The sequence below is a fragment of the Spirulina major PCC 6313 genome (assembly GCF_001890765.1).
Classification (GTDB): Bacteria; Cyanobacteriota; Cyanobacteriia; order Cyanobacteriales; family Spirulinaceae; genus Spirulina; species Spirulina major.
On record NZ_KV878783.1, the window covers coordinates 1,476,392 to 1,491,046 of the forward strand.

General features: G+C 53.5%; 17 protein-coding genes. 4 read left to right on the top strand and 13 right to left on the bottom strand.

Translation table 11 applies throughout. The features are described 5' to 3' along the window. Positions 1–53: 53 nt before the first annotated feature. The 5 genes from SPI6313_RS06330 to SPI6313_RS06350 all read right to left on the bottom strand — a co-directional run bounded on the left by SPI6313_RS06330 (position 54) and on the right by SPI6313_RS06350 (position 3,519). On the bottom strand, positions 54–1,205 hold the full coding sequence (locus SPI6313_RS06330; RefSeq protein ID WP_072620241.1) for an LptF/LptG family permease: 1,152 nt from the start codon (positions 1,203–1,205) through the stop codon (positions 54–56). A gap of 104 nt (positions 1,206–1,309) precedes the next feature. Then, the gene (gene lptB / locus SPI6313_RS06335; protein WP_072620242.1) at positions 1,310–2,038 is read right to left on the bottom strand and encodes an LPS export ABC transporter ATP-binding protein; all 729 of its coding nucleotides are present in this window, start codon (positions 2,036–2,038) and stop codon (positions 1,310–1,312) included. A 96-nt stretch (positions 2,039–2,134) separates the two neighbouring features. Then, positions 2,135–2,698 (bottom strand): LptA/OstA family protein, encoded by a 564-nt coding sequence (locus tag SPI6313_RS06340; RefSeq protein ID WP_072620243.1) that lies wholly within the window; start codon positions 2,696–2,698, stop codon positions 2,135–2,137. Positions 2,699–2,728: 30 nt separating this feature from the next. Continuing rightward, the gene (locus tag SPI6313_RS06345; protein ID WP_072620244.1) at positions 2,729–3,145 is read right to left on the bottom strand and encodes a DUF309 domain-containing protein; all 417 of its coding nucleotides are present in this window, start codon (positions 3,143–3,145) and stop codon (positions 2,729–2,731) included. Positions 3,146–3,153: 8 nt separating this feature from the next. After that, positions 3,154–3,519, bottom strand: a complete 366-nt coding sequence (locus SPI6313_RS06350; RefSeq protein WP_072620245.1) for a ferredoxin-thioredoxin reductase catalytic domain-containing protein — start codon at positions 3,517–3,519, stop codon at positions 3,154–3,156. A gap of 65 nt (positions 3,520–3,584) precedes the next feature. Between SPI6313_RS06350 and SPI6313_RS06355 the strand changes: the two genes are divergently transcribed. From SPI6313_RS06355 to SPI6313_RS25015, 4 genes are all read left to right on the top strand, one after another. Continuing rightward, on the top strand, positions 3,585–4,271 hold the full coding sequence (locus tag SPI6313_RS06355) for a ComF family protein (protein ID WP_072620246.1): 687 nt from the start codon (positions 3,585–3,587) through the stop codon (positions 4,269–4,271). A 7-nt stretch (positions 4,272–4,278) separates the two neighbouring features. Further along, the gene (locus SPI6313_RS06360; protein WP_072620247.1) at positions 4,279–4,716 is read left to right on the top strand and encodes a GtrA family protein; all 438 of its coding nucleotides are present in this window, start codon (positions 4,279–4,281) and stop codon (positions 4,714–4,716) included. Between the two features lie 313 nt (positions 4,717–5,029). Further along, a complete protein-coding gene (locus tag SPI6313_RS06365; RefSeq protein ID WP_072620248.1) occupies positions 5,030–5,368 on the top strand; it encodes a P-II family nitrogen regulator in 339 nt (112 codons plus the stop codon). Between the two features lie 116 nt (positions 5,369–5,484). Beyond that, the gene (locus tag SPI6313_RS25015) at positions 5,485–5,715 is read left to right on the top strand and encodes a Uma2 family endonuclease (RefSeq protein ID WP_084668918.1); all 231 of its coding nucleotides are present in this window, start codon (positions 5,485–5,487) and stop codon (positions 5,713–5,715) included. Here the strand turns inward: SPI6313_RS25015 and SPI6313_RS06375 are convergent. From SPI6313_RS06375 to SPI6313_RS06410, 8 genes are all read right to left on the bottom strand, one after another. Further along, positions 5,633–6,943 carry an ATP-binding protein gene (locus SPI6313_RS06375; RefSeq protein ID WP_072620249.1) on the bottom strand — a complete coding sequence of 437 codons (1,311 nt, stop codon included), beginning with the start codon at positions 6,941–6,943 and terminating at the stop codon, positions 5,633–5,635. The genes SPI6313_RS25015 and SPI6313_RS06375 overlap by 83 nt on opposite strands. A 158-nt stretch (positions 6,944–7,101) precedes the next feature. Further along, positions 7,102–7,641 (bottom strand): L,D-transpeptidase, encoded by a 540-nt coding sequence (locus SPI6313_RS06380; RefSeq protein WP_217650752.1) that lies wholly within the window; start codon positions 7,639–7,641, stop codon positions 7,102–7,104. Further along, the gene (locus tag SPI6313_RS06385) at positions 7,638–8,780 is read right to left on the bottom strand and encodes a patatin-like phospholipase family protein (protein ID WP_084668919.1); all 1,143 of its coding nucleotides are present in this window, start codon (positions 8,778–8,780) and stop codon (positions 7,638–7,640) included. Before SPI6313_RS06385 ends, SPI6313_RS06380 begins: the two co-directional genes overlap by 4 nt. 118 nt (positions 8,781–8,898) lie before the next feature. Continuing rightward, positions 8,899–9,471 (bottom strand): Uma2 family endonuclease, encoded by a 573-nt coding sequence (locus SPI6313_RS06390; protein ID WP_072620251.1) that lies wholly within the window; start codon positions 9,469–9,471, stop codon positions 8,899–8,901. Positions 9,472–9,709: 238 nt separating this feature from the next. After that, positions 9,710–10,000, bottom strand: a complete 291-nt coding sequence (locus tag SPI6313_RS06395) for a nucleotidyltransferase family protein (protein WP_072620252.1) — start codon at positions 9,998–10,000, stop codon at positions 9,710–9,712. Positions 10,001–10,065: 65 nt separating this feature from the next. Further along, complete coding sequence (locus tag SPI6313_RS06400; RefSeq protein ID WP_072620253.1) at positions 10,066–10,302, bottom strand: hypothetical protein; 237 nt, start codon at positions 10,300–10,302, stop codon at positions 10,066–10,068. After that, positions 10,290–10,577 carry a hypothetical protein gene (locus SPI6313_RS06405; protein WP_139276567.1) on the bottom strand — a complete coding sequence of 96 codons (288 nt, stop codon included), beginning with the start codon at positions 10,575–10,577 and terminating at the stop codon, positions 10,290–10,292. The genes SPI6313_RS06400 and SPI6313_RS06405 overlap by 13 nt, the downstream gene beginning before the upstream one ends. A gap of 17 nt (positions 10,578–10,594) precedes the next feature. Next, positions 10,595–14,068, bottom strand: a complete 3,474-nt coding sequence (locus SPI6313_RS06410; RefSeq protein ID WP_084668920.1) for an Eco57I restriction-modification methylase domain-containing protein — start codon at positions 14,066–14,068, stop codon at positions 10,595–10,597. Between the last annotated feature and the right edge of the window lie 587 nt (positions 14,069–14,655).

Here is a 14,655-nt window from a genome sequence, read left to right on the forward strand (position 1 = left end):
CGGGCACGACTTCTTTAGTTTAAGAGATTTTTTGCAGATGGCCAGGTGTGGGATCAACGGGCGACTTGGAAGAGGATCACGCCACCAACGCCAAGGCCTAAGACATTGGTGATCCAGGCGGAGGGAAAGGGGGGAATGACACCGGCCACGCCCATGGCTCCGGTGGTGGTGAAGAGGGTGTAATACAAAAAGATGGTCAAGACACTAATGGCGAAACTGGTGGCGCGTCCCCCTTGCGATCGCGTCCCCAACGCCGCCCCCACCAGCCCGAAAATGAAGCAGGCAAAGGGAAAGGAAATTTTTTGATGGAGTCGTACCGTGATTTTACGAATTTGTTGTAAATCACCACTGATGCGCAGCACTTTGAGATGGTCGCGGGCTTGGGCGATGGTCATTTCGGTGTTATCCCGCACCCGTTCGACCAAATCGAGGGGAGCGCGGGGCAGTTGCAGTTGTTCGCGGTCAAAGCGGAGAATATTCCGAAACGACCCATCGGGATCGATCAGATAAATCGTGCCATTGAAAAAATCCCACTTCCCTTCACGGGGATTCCATTGCGCTGAATCGGAGGTGATGATCTGATTGATGCCCTGCTGACTGCGATCCACCACGGTGAGCTTATGCATGGATTGCCCGTCGTAGCGTTCGGCATAGAAAAGGCGACTGAGGACGTTGCGAGATTGGCCCGTGTCATCGACCACATCGTGATATTCCGGATAGAGAATGTTGCTGTCTTGGAATTGGGGGGTTTCGCCGGTGAGGGCTTCTTCAAGGGTGATGGCGGCGTAGTAGTTGGCACGCGGTACAACGATATCGTTAAAAATAAAGGTCAACGCCGTGATCGCTAAACTGACGATCAACCCCGGCACAACAATCCGATACACACTCACCCCCACGCTGCGCAGGGCGATCAGTTCGCTATCGGCGGCCAAGCGACTGTAGGCCATCAGGGTAGCCAAAAGGATCGACATGGGGAAGGCGTAGCAGATGAATTGGGGCGAACTGAGGGCGGCCACTTTGAAGGCCACCGAGAGGGGTAGACCAAATTCCGTCACCCGCCGCACGAGGTCGAACAATACCCCCACCGCAAACCCCAGGGAGGAAAACAGCCCAACGCCAAAGAGGAACGGCGCGAGAATTTCCCCGATGATGTAGCGATCGAGGACTGACCAGGGAGCACGGATGCGGGGAAGTTCTAGGGCCATGGGGGTGCAGGAGTAAAACGAAACAGGATGGGGGGGCGTGGGTGTGAACCGGACGGGGCGCGATCGCGCCTGAACCTAGGATAATTCTGAATCTCGCTAACCGTTTAAATTTGGAAATCCTCACCGAGATAATACTGACGCACGAGATCATTCTCGTAGAGTTCATCGGCGGTGCCGGAGGCGAGGATCGTGCCTTCGCGCATGATGTAGGCGCGATCGGTGATGGCGAGGGTTTCGCGGACGTTGTGGTCGGTGATTAAAATTCCCATGGGGCGATCGCGCAATTGGGCCACCATTTTTTGAATTTCCGACACCGCGATCGGGTCAACCCCGGCAAAGGGTTCATCCAGCAACAGAAATTCCGGGCCATATTGTCCCGTCGCGAGAGAGCGGGCTAATTCCGTCCGCCGCCGTTCTCCCCCCGACACGTAGCAGCTTTTGGTGTGGGCCACCTGTTCGAGGCGAAATTCACCGAGGAGGGTTTTGAGGCGGTAATGGCGTTCTTGGGGGGAAAGGGGGCCTTGTTCGAGGACGAGTTCCAGGTTTTCAGCAACGGTGAGGTTACGAAAAATGCTGGCCTGTTGGGTGAGGTAGCCGATGCCAAGGTGCGATCGCTCATTGAGCGATAGTTTTGTGATTTCGCGATTATTCAGCCACACCGTCCCCTCATTGGGTTTCACCAGCCCCGTCGCCATATAAAACGTCGTCGTTTTCCCGGCTCCGTTCGGCCCCAACAACCCGACAATCTCACCCAAGGACACCTGCACCGTCACCCGATCCACCACGACCCGCTTGCCGTATCGCTTTTTGACATTTTTAAGGTAGATGGTCATGGGAGGTTAAAGACTGATTAAGGATCGCCCATCGAATATCATCCCAGGAAATGCAGATCAGCGCCAACGGGGCCGGATCATCCCTGGAATGGTGGGTTATCGTGGTCCATTGAGGTCAGATGGGCGGGGATTAAACGGGTCTGGGGTTGCGGTGGGCGGGGCTGGGACTTCATCGCTGTAGGGGCGTTTGAAGGCGGGTTTGGGGTTGAAGGGGGGCGCAGGTTCTGGGGCGGGGGTCGTTGGCGGCGCGTCGGGGTCAGAAATGATGTAGATCGATTCCACTTGGCGATCGGGTTGGGGCGTGGCGATGAAGCGACCCTCCTCGATCAAGTAGGTGACGGTTTCGCCGCGAATGCTGTTGCCCTCTTGGAGGACGTAGACATTGCCCGTCATCACGATCCGGCGTTCGCGGCTGAAGTATTGCGCCTGGGCCGAGGTGGCTTGGATTTGGCGGGCGGGATAATCGACGCGAACATTGCCCGTAGCGGTGATGATGCCGGTGATTTGGTCGGCTTCTTGGATATCAGAGCGGACGGTGATGGCGCGACCGTCTTGGGCGATCGCCGGGGTTCGGCCCCCAAGGGCGATCGCCCCCCCCAACACCAGCGGCACAACCACAGTCCACAGCCAACGACGATTTAAAAATGGCACAGTACCCATAGCTTTCACAGTTAAAAACGGCCCAATACTCTAGATTCCCTTTTCCGCGCTGCTGTTCCCCTTTCCTGACGAATCGAGCCATTGCACGTCCGGCAGGGGGAAATCCATCCCTGCGTTCCCCTGAGCCGCATCATTCTGAACGGCTAACTGCTGAAGTTGCCCCAGGAGGGCCAAACTCGTCGCCATCAAGCGATCCACATCAATCCCTGAAAACTCCGGTTGATAGTCCCGCAGCCGCCGCACCCCTTCCCCCAGGAGCATTACCGCCCCCCGCTGATTGTGGTTTTCCAAGTGATAGCAAGCCACCGCCACCTGTAACACCCCTTGATAGAACTGCTTTTCAGGCTCTAGGGCTTCGATCCACAGGGCTTCGAGGGTGTCATGGCAGGCGTAGAAGTCTTGGCGCTGAAATTCGCCAATGGCTTGGCTGAAGGCATTTGGAATCATGGAACTGGTTAGGACAGACTTTCCCGTGCTTTGATCAACTCGTCCATGGTGATGTCTTGTTGGTCGCCGGCGAAGTCATTATCGGGGGTGATGAACAGCATACAGTGGCATTCTTTGCGTTCCCGCATCGGCACACAGGGACAGTTCCAATAGGCGGCTTTGACCTCGGCTTCTTTGTCTTCGTAATGGCGGCAGGGGCACAGGGGTGAGCCGAGTTCGTCTTTATGGCGGGCCAGCCCTTCAATCACAACGGCGGTGACAGACGGATCAACACAAAAGTAGGTATCGGTGCGCTTGGCGTAGGTTTCCGAAAAACTTTTCATCGCTTCGAGGGTTTTTGTGCCGTTCTGCGGTTGATCGTTTGTCGAAGTCATAGGTTTTGTGGTGTAATGCTAGACAATTTCACCAGCATTGTATCGCAAGCTGCTGACCTCTTCCTATGGCCCTTCCCTGGTTCCGGGGGCTGTTGTCCCTGATTTTTCAAGAGACTTGCCCCCTGTGTTACCAAACGGCGGCAACGGTATTCTGTCCCGATTGTCAGCAGCGGGTGCAGGCCTGTCAGCGATCGCACCCCCCCGAACCCCAAAAAATCCTCGCCTGGGGAACCTATCGTGAGGGGTTGCGCGAGGCGATCGCCGCCCTCAAATTCAAAAACAACCCCCAACTGGCCCGCCCCCTCGGTCATTGGCTCGCCGCTGCCTGGCTCGCCCAAGCCCCGCCCAAGCTGCGCCCCATCGTCGTCCCCCTCCCCATGCACGCCGCCAAACGCCAAGAGCGGGGCTTTGACCATGCCGAACTGTTAGCCCGTCACTTTTGTCATTACGCCCATCTCCCCCTCGCCGCCCAGGGTCTCGAACGCAGCCGCGCCACCCAAGCCATGTTCCAACTCAACGCCCAAGAACGCCAGCGCAACATCGCCGGAGCCTTCACCCTCGGCCCGGATTTTCGCCGTCGTTTACCGAAACGGCCGATCCTCTTGCTCGATGACATTTATACTACGGGAGCAACGGTAAAAGCAGCGGCTCAGGTGCTCCGTCGTGCTGAATTAACCCTCGCTGGAGTTGTTGTCCTGGCTGTGCCCCACCGGTCTTCCCGTTCGACTGTGCCGCGATCGCCCTCTCGCTAAATCTCCCATGACTTCCCTTCCCCTCAAAACCCGCGTCAACCAATTTTTCGCCAAACCCATGGTGCGGTGGTGGATTGTGGGTCTTTTTTTCACTGGGTTTAACTTTCCCCTGCTCTACGTCCTCAAGGAAGTGGCCGGCTTCTCCGTGGCGATCGCCTCCCTGATCGCCGCCGAACTGACCACGATCATTCGCTTTTTCCTCAACGATCGCTGGGTCTTCGGCCATCCCGCCCCCACCTGGAAACGCTTTTGGCAATACCACGTCACCAACTTTGGCAGTTTCGTCGTTTGGTGGGGGGGCGTGAACCTGTTTGATGCGATCGGTGTTTACTATCTGCTCGCGGCCCTCCTCGCCACCTTCACCTCTGTGGGGTTGAGCATGATCACCAATTTTCTCTGGATTTGGCGAAAAAAGCCCTCTTCCTCCGACCATTCTGCCCCTTGACCGCCTCAATTGTTGTCAATTCCTAAAATTCTCCGTAAAAGTGGCTCGAAATTGAAAAACTCGTTCTATCTTAAGGGTTGAGCTTCGTGCTCACAGAGACGCTGTAACGTAAATCTAGCCTCTGAATCACTCTGTTCCCCCCTCGGTCGTACCGATGGCGGCGTGTCAGACTCTCATAATTCCTCAATTGTGGGAAGATATCACGGTTGGATTGTACGTCAGCCAACAAAAGGAACTCACGCAAGCTGTTAGGGTTTGTTGTGAGTGAAGCATCATTAAATAGGACTTAATTGATCGTTAAGGAGTTGTCATCTTGAAAAAAGTAGAAGCTATTATCCGGCCTTTCAAGCTCGATGAAGTCAAAATCGCCCTTGTCAATGCAGGCATCGTGGGAATGACGGTCTCCGAAGTGCGCGGTTTCGGTCGCCAAAAGGGGCAAACGGAACGCTATCGGGGTTCAGAATACACGGTGGAATTTCTCCAAAAGCTCAAGGTGGAGCTAGTTGTGGAAGATAGCCAAGTGGCCATGGTGACGGAAAAAATCATCGCGGCATCTAGAACGGGTGAGATTGGAGACGGGAAAATCTTTGTGACCCCCGTTGAAAAAACGATTCGGATTCGGACTGGCGAAGAAAATCTCGAAGCGGTCTAGCGATCGCACCCACACCACCGATTCAATCCAGGGTTGGCCCACGCCAACCCTTTTCGCTGGCAGGGGTTCAGGATGCGATCGCGTACAATCAAAGCAGCATTGCTAGGGAATGCGCCATGACACACCCGGCAAGCCCACGCCCACCCCACCTCACACCCCAAGCCTATTTTGAGTGGGAAGCCCAACAAGACTTGCGCTATGAATATTTTGATGGTGATGTTTTTGCGATGACCGGGGGAACCTTGCCCCACGCTGATATTGCCCTCAATTTAGCCAGTCTATGCCGCGCCTCTCTGCGCCGATGCTGCGAGGATTGTGGCCCCGTTCGGCGCGGAGGTGGTCGATGAATTGGCGGGCGGTGCGGCCGGAGCGGCCATTGTGGCGGGTGGCCCATTGGCGGGCGCGGAAATCGAGGTCATCGGGGGGGATGTCGAGGCCTGCGGCTTGGGCGAGATGGCGGACGATCGCTAAATACAAATCTTGATCCGCCGGGCCAAAGGTGAGGGTGAGGCCGAAGCGATCGCTAAAGGACAACTTTTCCTGTACCGTGTCCCAACTGTGAACCTCTTCGCGCTCCATTGGACGGGGGCGGTCTTCAAAGAATTCGCGGATTAAATGGCGACGGTTGGAGGTGGCATAGACCACCACATTCGCCGGGCGAGCCGTGACGCTGCCTTCAAGCACCACTTTTAAGGATTTAAAGGCTTCGTCATCTTCTTCAAAGGACAGGTCATCCACAAAAATAATGAACTTTTGCGGCAGGTTGCGGAGGGGATCGAGGATTGCCGGGAGATTGTGCAACTCGGCTTTGGCGACTTCAATGAGGCGGAGACCGCGATCGCCGTAGGCCGTTAGCAACCCTTTAATCAGCGACGATTTCCCCGACCCCCGACTACCGTAAAGCAACACATGCAACGCGGGTAATCCCTGTAATAAATACTCCGTATTGCTGATCAGTTGGGCTTTTTGGTCGTCGTAGCCCACCAACTGCGGCAACTGCACCGGGTCGGGGTTGGCAATTCCGTGCAACGCGCCTCCTTGCCACCGGAACGCCCGATACTGTCCCCATTTTCCGACCCCTTGCTGCTGGTAATGCTGGGCGAGGGGCGCGATCGCATCTGGCCAATAGTGCCAATCACTCAAGAGCGTTTTTCCGTCGTCTCCCGTCCAAATCACCGGAGACTGGGGCAACTTACACACCGCCCGCACCCAGTGGGCAAGCTGAGCCGGATCGCAGTGGGCCAATTGTTGCAAGGCGTGGAGATCATGGCGAGCGGCAGCTGATAAAGTCGGGTTAATCGCTGGGAAGGGATGCCGTTGCGCCGCCTGACTAAAGGGATTATCCGATCGCAAAATGGCGGCCGTGATCAACGCGGGCCAACTCTTGCCCGTGGCGGCGATCGCAGCAAACCATTGCCCATAGGCCTGGAGCGATTGGGTGGCGTTGCCGCCTTGGAGGGTCGTTAAAAGCTGTAAAAACTGTTGCGCGATCGGTTGTGCCACCACATCACGATAGAGCAGCAGAGACGCAGCCTGTTGTTGGAGAAGATGCAGGGAGGGATTGACGGCAGACATGGGCAATGACTTCAGGGGGGTTTGTTTCAATTATTGCGAATCTTGGCGACGCTTCCCGATTAAATCAGATCCCCGCACTGGATTACCCCTGTGACAAGGCGGCTTTAGGCCCTTGCCCCTGTGGATGAACCGCCCCAGCCCCAGTGCGATCGCCTCCCTCACGGTTCCACGATCACCGGTGTGCCCAGCGTCACCGCTGCAAACAACGCCTCAATATCCGCATTCCGCATCCGCACACAGCCATGGGACACCGCTTGACCAATGAGCGACTCGTCCGGCGTGCCATGGAAGCCGATCGCATTCGTCCCATCCGTCCAAAACCCGATCCACCGCGCCCCCAACGGATTATCCGGCCCCGGCGGCACGATCGCATTGGTAAACGGATGCTGCCAGGTGGGGTTCGCCACCTTTTGGCGGACGTGAAATTCCCCCGTAGGGGTTTCCCAGCCTGAGCGCCCGACGGCAACAGGATAGGACACGATCAGGGTTTCGCCGTGGTAGTAGTCCACACGGCGATCGCTCAGTCGCAACACCAGCCGCTCTGCCGTTGGTAAAAAGGATTCCCCCCGGCCCAGCCCCGGAATATCCACCCCCGCCGAGATCACAATTTCCGGCATCGCCCAACCCACCGCCGGCCAACCCGCCAGCAGTAAACTCCCCAAAATGATCCCCATCGGCCAGCGATCGCGCCCCTTCATCGCCACTCCTCCATTGCAAACCCATCCCGCTCTGACAACACCACACTACTCACCCAGGCTTGCAGGGCTTCGGTGATCGTGATTTCGCGGGTTTGGTGGTACGAAGTCGGGATGCGGAGGGTTTGATTGTGAAAATAGCCCGTGGCGAGGGCCTGTAAAATTTGCATATTTTCCGGACTCGCATCATCAATATCTTCGCAGACTTGGAGGCGTTTGCCCTTGAGATCGCGGCGAAGTTGGGCAAGGTGTTCGGGGTCGAGCCATTGGTGCAGACTGTCGGCGGTGAGTTTCGGCTGAAGGCGGATGTAGTGGTTCGGATAGCGATCGCCCAAGGTCACCACCTGCTGCGCCGTCTCTTCCATCACATCCTGGGGCGCATCCATCAGCACATCGGCAATCCGTTTTCCCCACTGGGCCAGCCCCCAATGTTTCGTATCTTTGTAGGGATAGCCCGTCGTACTTTCCCCCGTCCCAATCGATAAAATCCGCAAATCTTTGAGGGCATAGCCCAGCTTTAACGCCGCCACGATCGCACAGGTACTCGGATTATTCGCCCCCACGCCCCCATCCACCAGGGAGCAACTGTAACCATTGGCCTGAAGTGGATAGGAGGGAAAAAATGTCGGAGCCGAAGCCGAACAAATCACCGCCTCCCACACCTTGCTCTGGGAATACCACGCCGCTTCCCAACTTTTAAAAATCACGGGGTGACGTAGCATCGTATCGTAGGCGGTGATCAGGAGTTTGGGGGTCTGGCGTTGCAGATCCGCGAGAGTGCGCTGGCCGTATTGTTCTTTGAGGACAGATTCTAGGCCCGCGTGGGAAAATTTGGGGGCCGACAAGCCATGTTGCAAGACTAAGGGCAAGCGTTGGGGCGCGAAATAGCCCCAATAGCCCTGATAGGGAAAAATCCGCCGCCCTTTTTGCAGATAAAGCTGCATCATCTGTTCGCTGCTTGTCCCCAGGGCGAGACCTGCCGCAAGGATTGCCCCCGTGGAGGTTCCGGCGATCAGGTCAAAGTAATCATGGATGCGCTTGCCGGTTTGTTGGAGCAATTCTGCTTCGATCAAGGCTAAAAGCTGGGCGGACAGCACGCCGCGCATCCCTCCCCCATCAAGACAAAGTATTTTAAAGGCCATCACTCACCACCCTAATCAATGTGCTGTTTTGCGCGTGTTTCTCTAAATCATACGGGTTGAGTTCCGGTGGGTGCTGGATTTTGAGAAAAAAGTTAGGAGAGAGGTGCGATCGCACTTCCTAGCGACCCAACGTGAGCCATTGAAAGAGTTGGTTCACCGTGAGGTCGAGCGCAAGATCGGAGAGGGTGGGGAGGGGTTGATCGTCGCGGTAGATGGTGATCTGTTGGGGCGGATGAAGCGTGAGAACGGCGCGATCGCCGGGGTCAATGAGCCACCCTAATTCACTTCCGGCGGCCAGACAGAAGAGGATATTACTCATCACTTTGGTGGTGGATTGGCCGGGGGAGAGGATTTCGATCGTCCAATCTGGAGGGGTGAGAATGGCGGCGGTATTGAGTTCACCTGTGGGGGTGAAGGGGATGTTTGCCCACCGCAGCACGGCAATATCCGGAACGAGGGAGCGCCCCCCGAAGGTGCAGCGCAGTTCTGGAAAGGCGGCGGCAATGGCTAACGATTCGGCGCTGTGGTTGATGGCGGTGGCGAGTTTGAGTTGCAGCCGGGAATGGTGGGGTTGGGGCATCGGTTTTTGATGGGCTGCGCCGTCGATATATTCCCACGCGGAGGATGTTTCAAGGTCGGCGGTTTCTAGGAACGCTTCGAGGCTGAGGGGGGCGGCAGTGGTGGGGGTCATGGGCAGAATCTGAGGGGATTCGTGTCATTTCAATAGTAATCGCAGGGGTCAAGAAGTTGTGGACTGGGAATGTCGTTCGGGGTGACATTTTTCGCAAAAAAATCGAGGCAGTGGCGCGATCGCGCTCCATCGGCTGCCCAGTGACGGCATCAATCCAGGGATTGAAGGATGCTTTGGATATTTTGTTTCAAAATCGGAAGTTGTTCTGCGATGTCTAATAATTTTTCACGATCGCGTCTCATAGGGGGATAGCTTCCTGAAGAACCTGGTGACGAATCCTGCTACGGAGTCCCTGCTCGGTGACAACATCAACGGGACATTCAAGCAGGTCTTGTAATTCCATGAGTAAGCCGCCTAAATCGAGTAAGCTGCGTCCTTTTTCTAGTTCAACTAAAAAGTCAATATCACTCTCGGCATCAGCTTCACCTCTGGCAACGGAGCCAAAGATGCGGATATTATATGCGCCATATTTGATGGCTAGGTTGAAAATGTCTGCGCGTTTTTGTTGTAATTTTTCTTTAAGGTTCATGGTCGGGTGTCATGGGTTATGGGGCGATCGCGCGGGTATGCCTCTAGATCGGATCGGCTGCTGGTTCAGAGGGGTTCTGCTATTTTTGTGAGTGAACCCATTTCGACGGTGACGGTATCGAGGCGATTATCGTTGGGACGATAGGAGAGAAGTTCGATCCCGATGGGTTCGCCTGTGGTTAAGTCTTTGATCAAAATGATGCCGTTGCCGAGTTCTGTGGCGATTTGATTTTTGCGGGGAGGTTGCCAGAAAACGGTGAGCAGTTCCATTTCAGGTTCGTAGTAGATTCTTACTTGTGCCATAGGGTTTCTCCTTCTTTGATTGCATCAGTTTGATAGGCTGTGATCAAAAAACCATCTCCGTTTAAACGACGAGCAACAGCAGCTACCCAGCGTTTTTCTTTGAGAATGAGGTAAAACAGCAGCACATTAGGATCATGACTACTGCGGCGAATTTTGTCAGGGTTCGATAAGGTTTGTTGAATTTCTAGTTCTAGATCAGCAATATCAGGATGTTTCAAGATTATTTTTTGCCAGTATTCTTCTGATGTGCGAACGGTAAAGTTCAGGGGTGTCATTACTTCAAATCTATTCGTCAATTATCACTTCCTGAGTTTTTTTGTGGTTTGCTTTGTGCTCGATAGGCATTTAATGCGGCTGTTTTGGTGTCGTCGGGGACGATGGGGAAGGTGCTGAGGATGTGGCTAAATTCTGCTTCGGTTAAGCCATACAAATGGGCGATGATGCCGTCGAGTTCGGCGCGGAGTTGGGCGCGGTGAGCGGGGTTGGTGCTGCCGTTCTGGTGGGAACCGAGACCAACGGCGGCGGCTAGGTCATCAAATTCCGGGGTGGTACAAATCAATTGCGCAGCGCGATCGCAAATCTCCCCAAACCACGAATCACCTGCTTGGAGGCGAGGGATTGGTGTTGCGTAAACATAAAACATATTGCAATGAGCCGTCACTTTTTGTCTCAATATAGAATCAACTATAAAGCTATCTAAAATGGCAGATACTAGAATTAATTCTCGATGATCAAGAAAATTCATAGATGTAATTAATGTATTACCTGTGAAAATCTTAGGCGGTAAAATTGTTGAAATCATTGTTCGCTCATTGGTGCTAGAAGCAACATCTCGAAAGCCTAAGCGATAGCCTTGATAATCCAATTTTTGCCCCTGATCAACTGCTTTTTTTCCTAAAACTGCCTTGCGTCCTTCCTGTTCATCAACCCAATAGCGCGGCTGGGCAAATTGATGATTAAATTGGTGGATCATTTTGCCTTCGTAGAGGGGGAGCCGTCCCGGTGCAGGTTCAGGTTTGAAAAGATGACTATCATTCGTCATATCAAATTCACGGGTTAGTTTTAGATTCCATTTGCCCTCGATTTTTTCGCCCAAGAGGGGAAATTTCAGCATTTTTTCAGCAATGACAATATCAATCGGCTGCTTAAACTCCATCACAGACAGCGAATCTGGTGACAAGCGACGCACAAGCGAAACTGATAAGTGAATTTTTTCATCTTTATCATAAAGAAAATCACCCAATTCGCTAGGTCTGATCGCTTCTCGTGGGTTAATACGAAAAACGCCATCAAACCCTTCAGTATAATTTCCCTTTTGAAATGCTAATAAAGAAAACTTGAAAGCGTGATGAACTGATTCAAAAATAAATTTTTCATTAGATAGTCCAAACAAGCTATCTAGTTGACATTGAGAAAATAGCATTTCTCGAAGCTGCTTTGAACCAAGATCCGTATAAATGCCTGCGGGCAAAATAATCCCACAGCGTCCACGCGGTCGCAATAGTTTAAAACAACGCTCTAAAAATAACTTATAAAGATTGATATCCGTCCCGGCTTTGCGACCGTTGACAATTGAAATCTGATTTGCATAATCTTCCGACGAACGATAATAGGCACTAACGTGGGGAAATTGGCTCTGGTAGTCATTCCAAGCCTGGGCAATCTCTGGATCTTCTAAAAGCTTTTTCTTTGCCTTTTGAAACGCCTTGATATCCATCTTTTTCTTCGTTACCAAGTCGCTATATTTGGCGAAAAATTCCTTCGCATTGGGTTTAAACACCTCCCAGGGTGGATTAGCAATAATCGCATCAAACCCGCCCCGCTTAAACACCGCATCAAAATGATAGCCCCAGTGAAACGGCTTCAACGCCTCAATATCTGCAATGTCTAATAACCGCTTTTTCGCCTTCCCCGTTAACTGCGCCTCCTCATACTGAATCCCCAGATTTTGACCAAATTCATCTAATAACAGTTTATTTAATTTAGCCTGCGACGCTTGATTTAACTTCTCGATGTGATTTCGTAACTGCAACAAGCGCGTTTCCTGTGGCAAATCTTCATCCACCGCCTGAAAAGCGTGTTTTTTGTACAGCGCAATACTTTTGTTTTTGTCCTTTAAAATCGCCTCATATTCCGAAGCCGCCAACCCTGACAATAAATTCCCCTGGATTGCCGTCGGCCCCAATAGATTTTTCTGCGTTGGATCGTGGCCAAACTGTCGCCCACCCCCCAAACGATCGAACCCCTCCCCATCAACCCGAATCAACCCGATCAACGAATTACCCGCCATAATATTAAAATCAATATTCGGCAACGGCTCCAAATCTTCCACCCGTTTCGCCGCCGCCACCAACGCCAAAAATAACCGCAACTTCGCGATTTCCGTCGCCTCCTCCATGATGTCCACACCATAGAGATTGTCCGTAATAATCCGCTTCTTCACGTAATATTCTAACGACGGATGCCGAGCCACCTCCTGTAACCAAACCCCGATTTTTTCCGTCGGGTCAAACCGCTGCACCCGCGCCACCACACCCTCGTAAACCGCGATTAACGTCTTCATCGCCGCCACCAAAAACGCCCCCGATCCACAGGCCGGATCGAGCAACGTTAATCCCGGCAAAATCTCCACCAATAACCGCTCACACTCCTCCGGAGTTAACGCCGCATACACCACATCCTCACAGCCCAACCGCTCCCGAATTAAGGTTTTAATCGTGCGATCGCAGAGATATTCCGTGATTTCCGGGCGCGTGTAGTAGGCTCCAAACTCCTTTTGGTTAATATATTTCTCGAAAATATAGCCCAACACATCCGGGTTAATTTCCAGCGGGTCTTTATCCGGGCGATCGTCCAAATGCCAGGAATACCGCGCAAACAAATTAAACACCGCCTGAAACGCTTCATCCTTGATCGTAATATCGGGATATTTTTCCTCAATGGGATGCCGCAAAAATAAACCGCCATTCAAATAACAAATTTTGCCTAACTGCTGGCGAATAGCCGGGTTGCGCTCATACTCCGGTTTCGCAAACCCTTCAAAAAATAAATCCTTCAAAAACCCGTAGAAATTCTCACCCTGCGCCTGACACCCCTGTAATTTGTCCTGTAAATAGTTCGCATTGCCCCGATCGAGAAAATAGCGACGCTGCAAAAAATAGACAAACATCAACCGATTGAGCAACACCGAACCATACCACCGCCGATCTGCGATCGCGCCAATCCCCTCCATCTGGCCACAAAAATCAGCGTGCAACCCCTCAAAATCTTGAAAAAACTGCTTCGTAACCGCTTCAATGTCAAACCCTTTTTTCACCTTTTGGGTCACATCCACATGGGTTAACTGGTCTTCCTCGTTCCAATCAATCACCAACGCCTCTAACTTTTGCAGCAACGGCTCCGCACTTTGGCCGACGCGATAGGACTGCGATCGCACCTTGGCCCGCTGCCCCGGTTCCGGCTTCAACCACAGCCAATCCTGAGCCGTCCGCCCCCCATCCCCAAACACCAACAAATGCGCCTGACTGTATTCCTTGAGGCGGCTCGCCAGTTGTTTCCGTTGCTTCGGCGCGGGCATCTCAGCCCGGATGCACTGATACACCACAAAACCGCGTTTTTGCGCGATCGGGATGACCTCGAAGGTTTCCGCCTCCAGTGCCAGCGGCAACCCCGGCCCATCCACCCGATCCCATCCCAATTCCTCCAAAAACAGGGCCTCAAACTCAAACCCCGTTAAATACCGTTGCGCCCGACTGCGATTCAACATGATGGTAAACCTCTCTCAATTGTCTCAATCTACCCTAAAACCTTGCGTTGCCCTCATCCCCAGCCCTTCTCCCGTAGGAGCTACTGCTTATACATAACGTTCAAATGTTGGCCTAAGTTGCGAGCGATCCCCCTAAATCCCCCTTCACAAAGGGGGACTTTGAACGGCTCCCCCCTTCACAAAGGGGGACTTTGAACGGCTCCCCCCTTCACAAAGGGAACTTTGAACGGCTCCCCCCTTCACAAAGGGAACTTTGAACGGCTCCCCCCTTCACAAAGGGGGACTTTGAACGGCTCCCCCCTTCACAAAGGGAACTTTGAACGGCTCCCCCCTTCACAAAGGGGACTTTGAACGGCTCCCCCCTTCACAAAGGGGACTTTGAACGGCTCCCCCCTTCACAAAGGGAACTTTGAACGGCTCCCCCCTTCACAAAGGGGGACTTTGAACGGCTCCCCCCTTCACAAAGGGAACTTTGAACGGCTCCCCCCTTCACAAAGGGGACTTTGAACGGCTCCCCCCTTCACAAAGGGGACTTTGAACGGCTCCCCCCTTCACAAAGGGAACTTTGAACGGCTCCCCCCTTCACA

Coding starts and splice junctions, on each gene's coding strand:
- SPI6313_RS06330 (WP_072620241.1), bottom strand. CDS start 1,205: ATGGCCCTAGAACTTCCCCGCATCCGTGCTCCCTGGTCAGTCCTCGAT.
- lptB (WP_072620242.1), bottom strand. CDS start 2,038: ATGACCATCTACCTTAAAAATGTCAAAAAGCGATACGGCAAGCGGGTC.
- SPI6313_RS06340 (WP_072620243.1), bottom strand. CDS start 2,698: ATGGGTACTGTGCCATTTTTAAATCGTCGTTGGCTGTGGACTGTGGTT.
- SPI6313_RS06345 (WP_072620244.1), bottom strand. CDS start 3,145: ATGATTCCAAATGCCTTCAGCCAAGCCATTGGCGAATTTCAGCGCCAA.
- SPI6313_RS06350 (WP_072620245.1), bottom strand. CDS start 3,519: ATGACTTCGACAAACGATCAACCGCAGAACGGCACAAAAACCCTCGAA.
- SPI6313_RS06355 (WP_072620246.1), top strand. CDS start 3,585: ATGGCCCTTCCCTGGTTCCGGGGGCTGTTGTCCCTGATTTTTCAAGAG.
- SPI6313_RS06360 (WP_072620247.1), top strand. CDS start 4,279: ATGACTTCCCTTCCCCTCAAAACCCGCGTCAACCAATTTTTCGCCAAA.
- SPI6313_RS25015 (WP_084668918.1), top strand. CDS start 5,485: ATGACACACCCGGCAAGCCCACGCCCACCCCACCTCACACCCCAAGCC.
- SPI6313_RS06375 (WP_072620249.1), bottom strand. CDS start 6,943: ATGTCTGCCGTCAATCCCTCCCTGCATCTTCTCCAACAACAGGCTGCG.
- SPI6313_RS06380 (WP_217650752.1), bottom strand. CDS start 7,641: ATGAAGGGGCGCGATCGCTGGCCGATGGGGATCATTTTGGGGAGTTTA.
- SPI6313_RS06385 (WP_084668919.1), bottom strand. CDS start 8,780: ATGGCCTTTAAAATACTTTGTCTTGATGGGGGAGGGATGCGCGGCGTG.
- SPI6313_RS06390 (WP_072620251.1), bottom strand. CDS start 9,471: ATGACCCCCACCACTGCCGCCCCCCTCAGCCTCGAAGCGTTCCTAGAA.
- SPI6313_RS06395 (WP_072620252.1), bottom strand. CDS start 10,000: ATGAACCTTAAAGAAAAATTACAACAAAAACGCGCAGACATTTTCAAC.
- SPI6313_RS06400 (WP_072620253.1), bottom strand. CDS start 10,302: ATGGCACAAGTAAGAATCTACTACGAACCTGAAATGGAACTGCTCACC.
- SPI6313_RS06405 (WP_139276567.1), bottom strand. CDS start 10,577: ATGACACCCCTGAACTTTACCGTTCGCACATCAGAAGAATACTGGCAA.
- SPI6313_RS06410 (WP_084668920.1), bottom strand. CDS start 14,068: ATGTTGAATCGCAGTCGGGCGCAACGGTATTTAACGGGGTTTGAGTTT.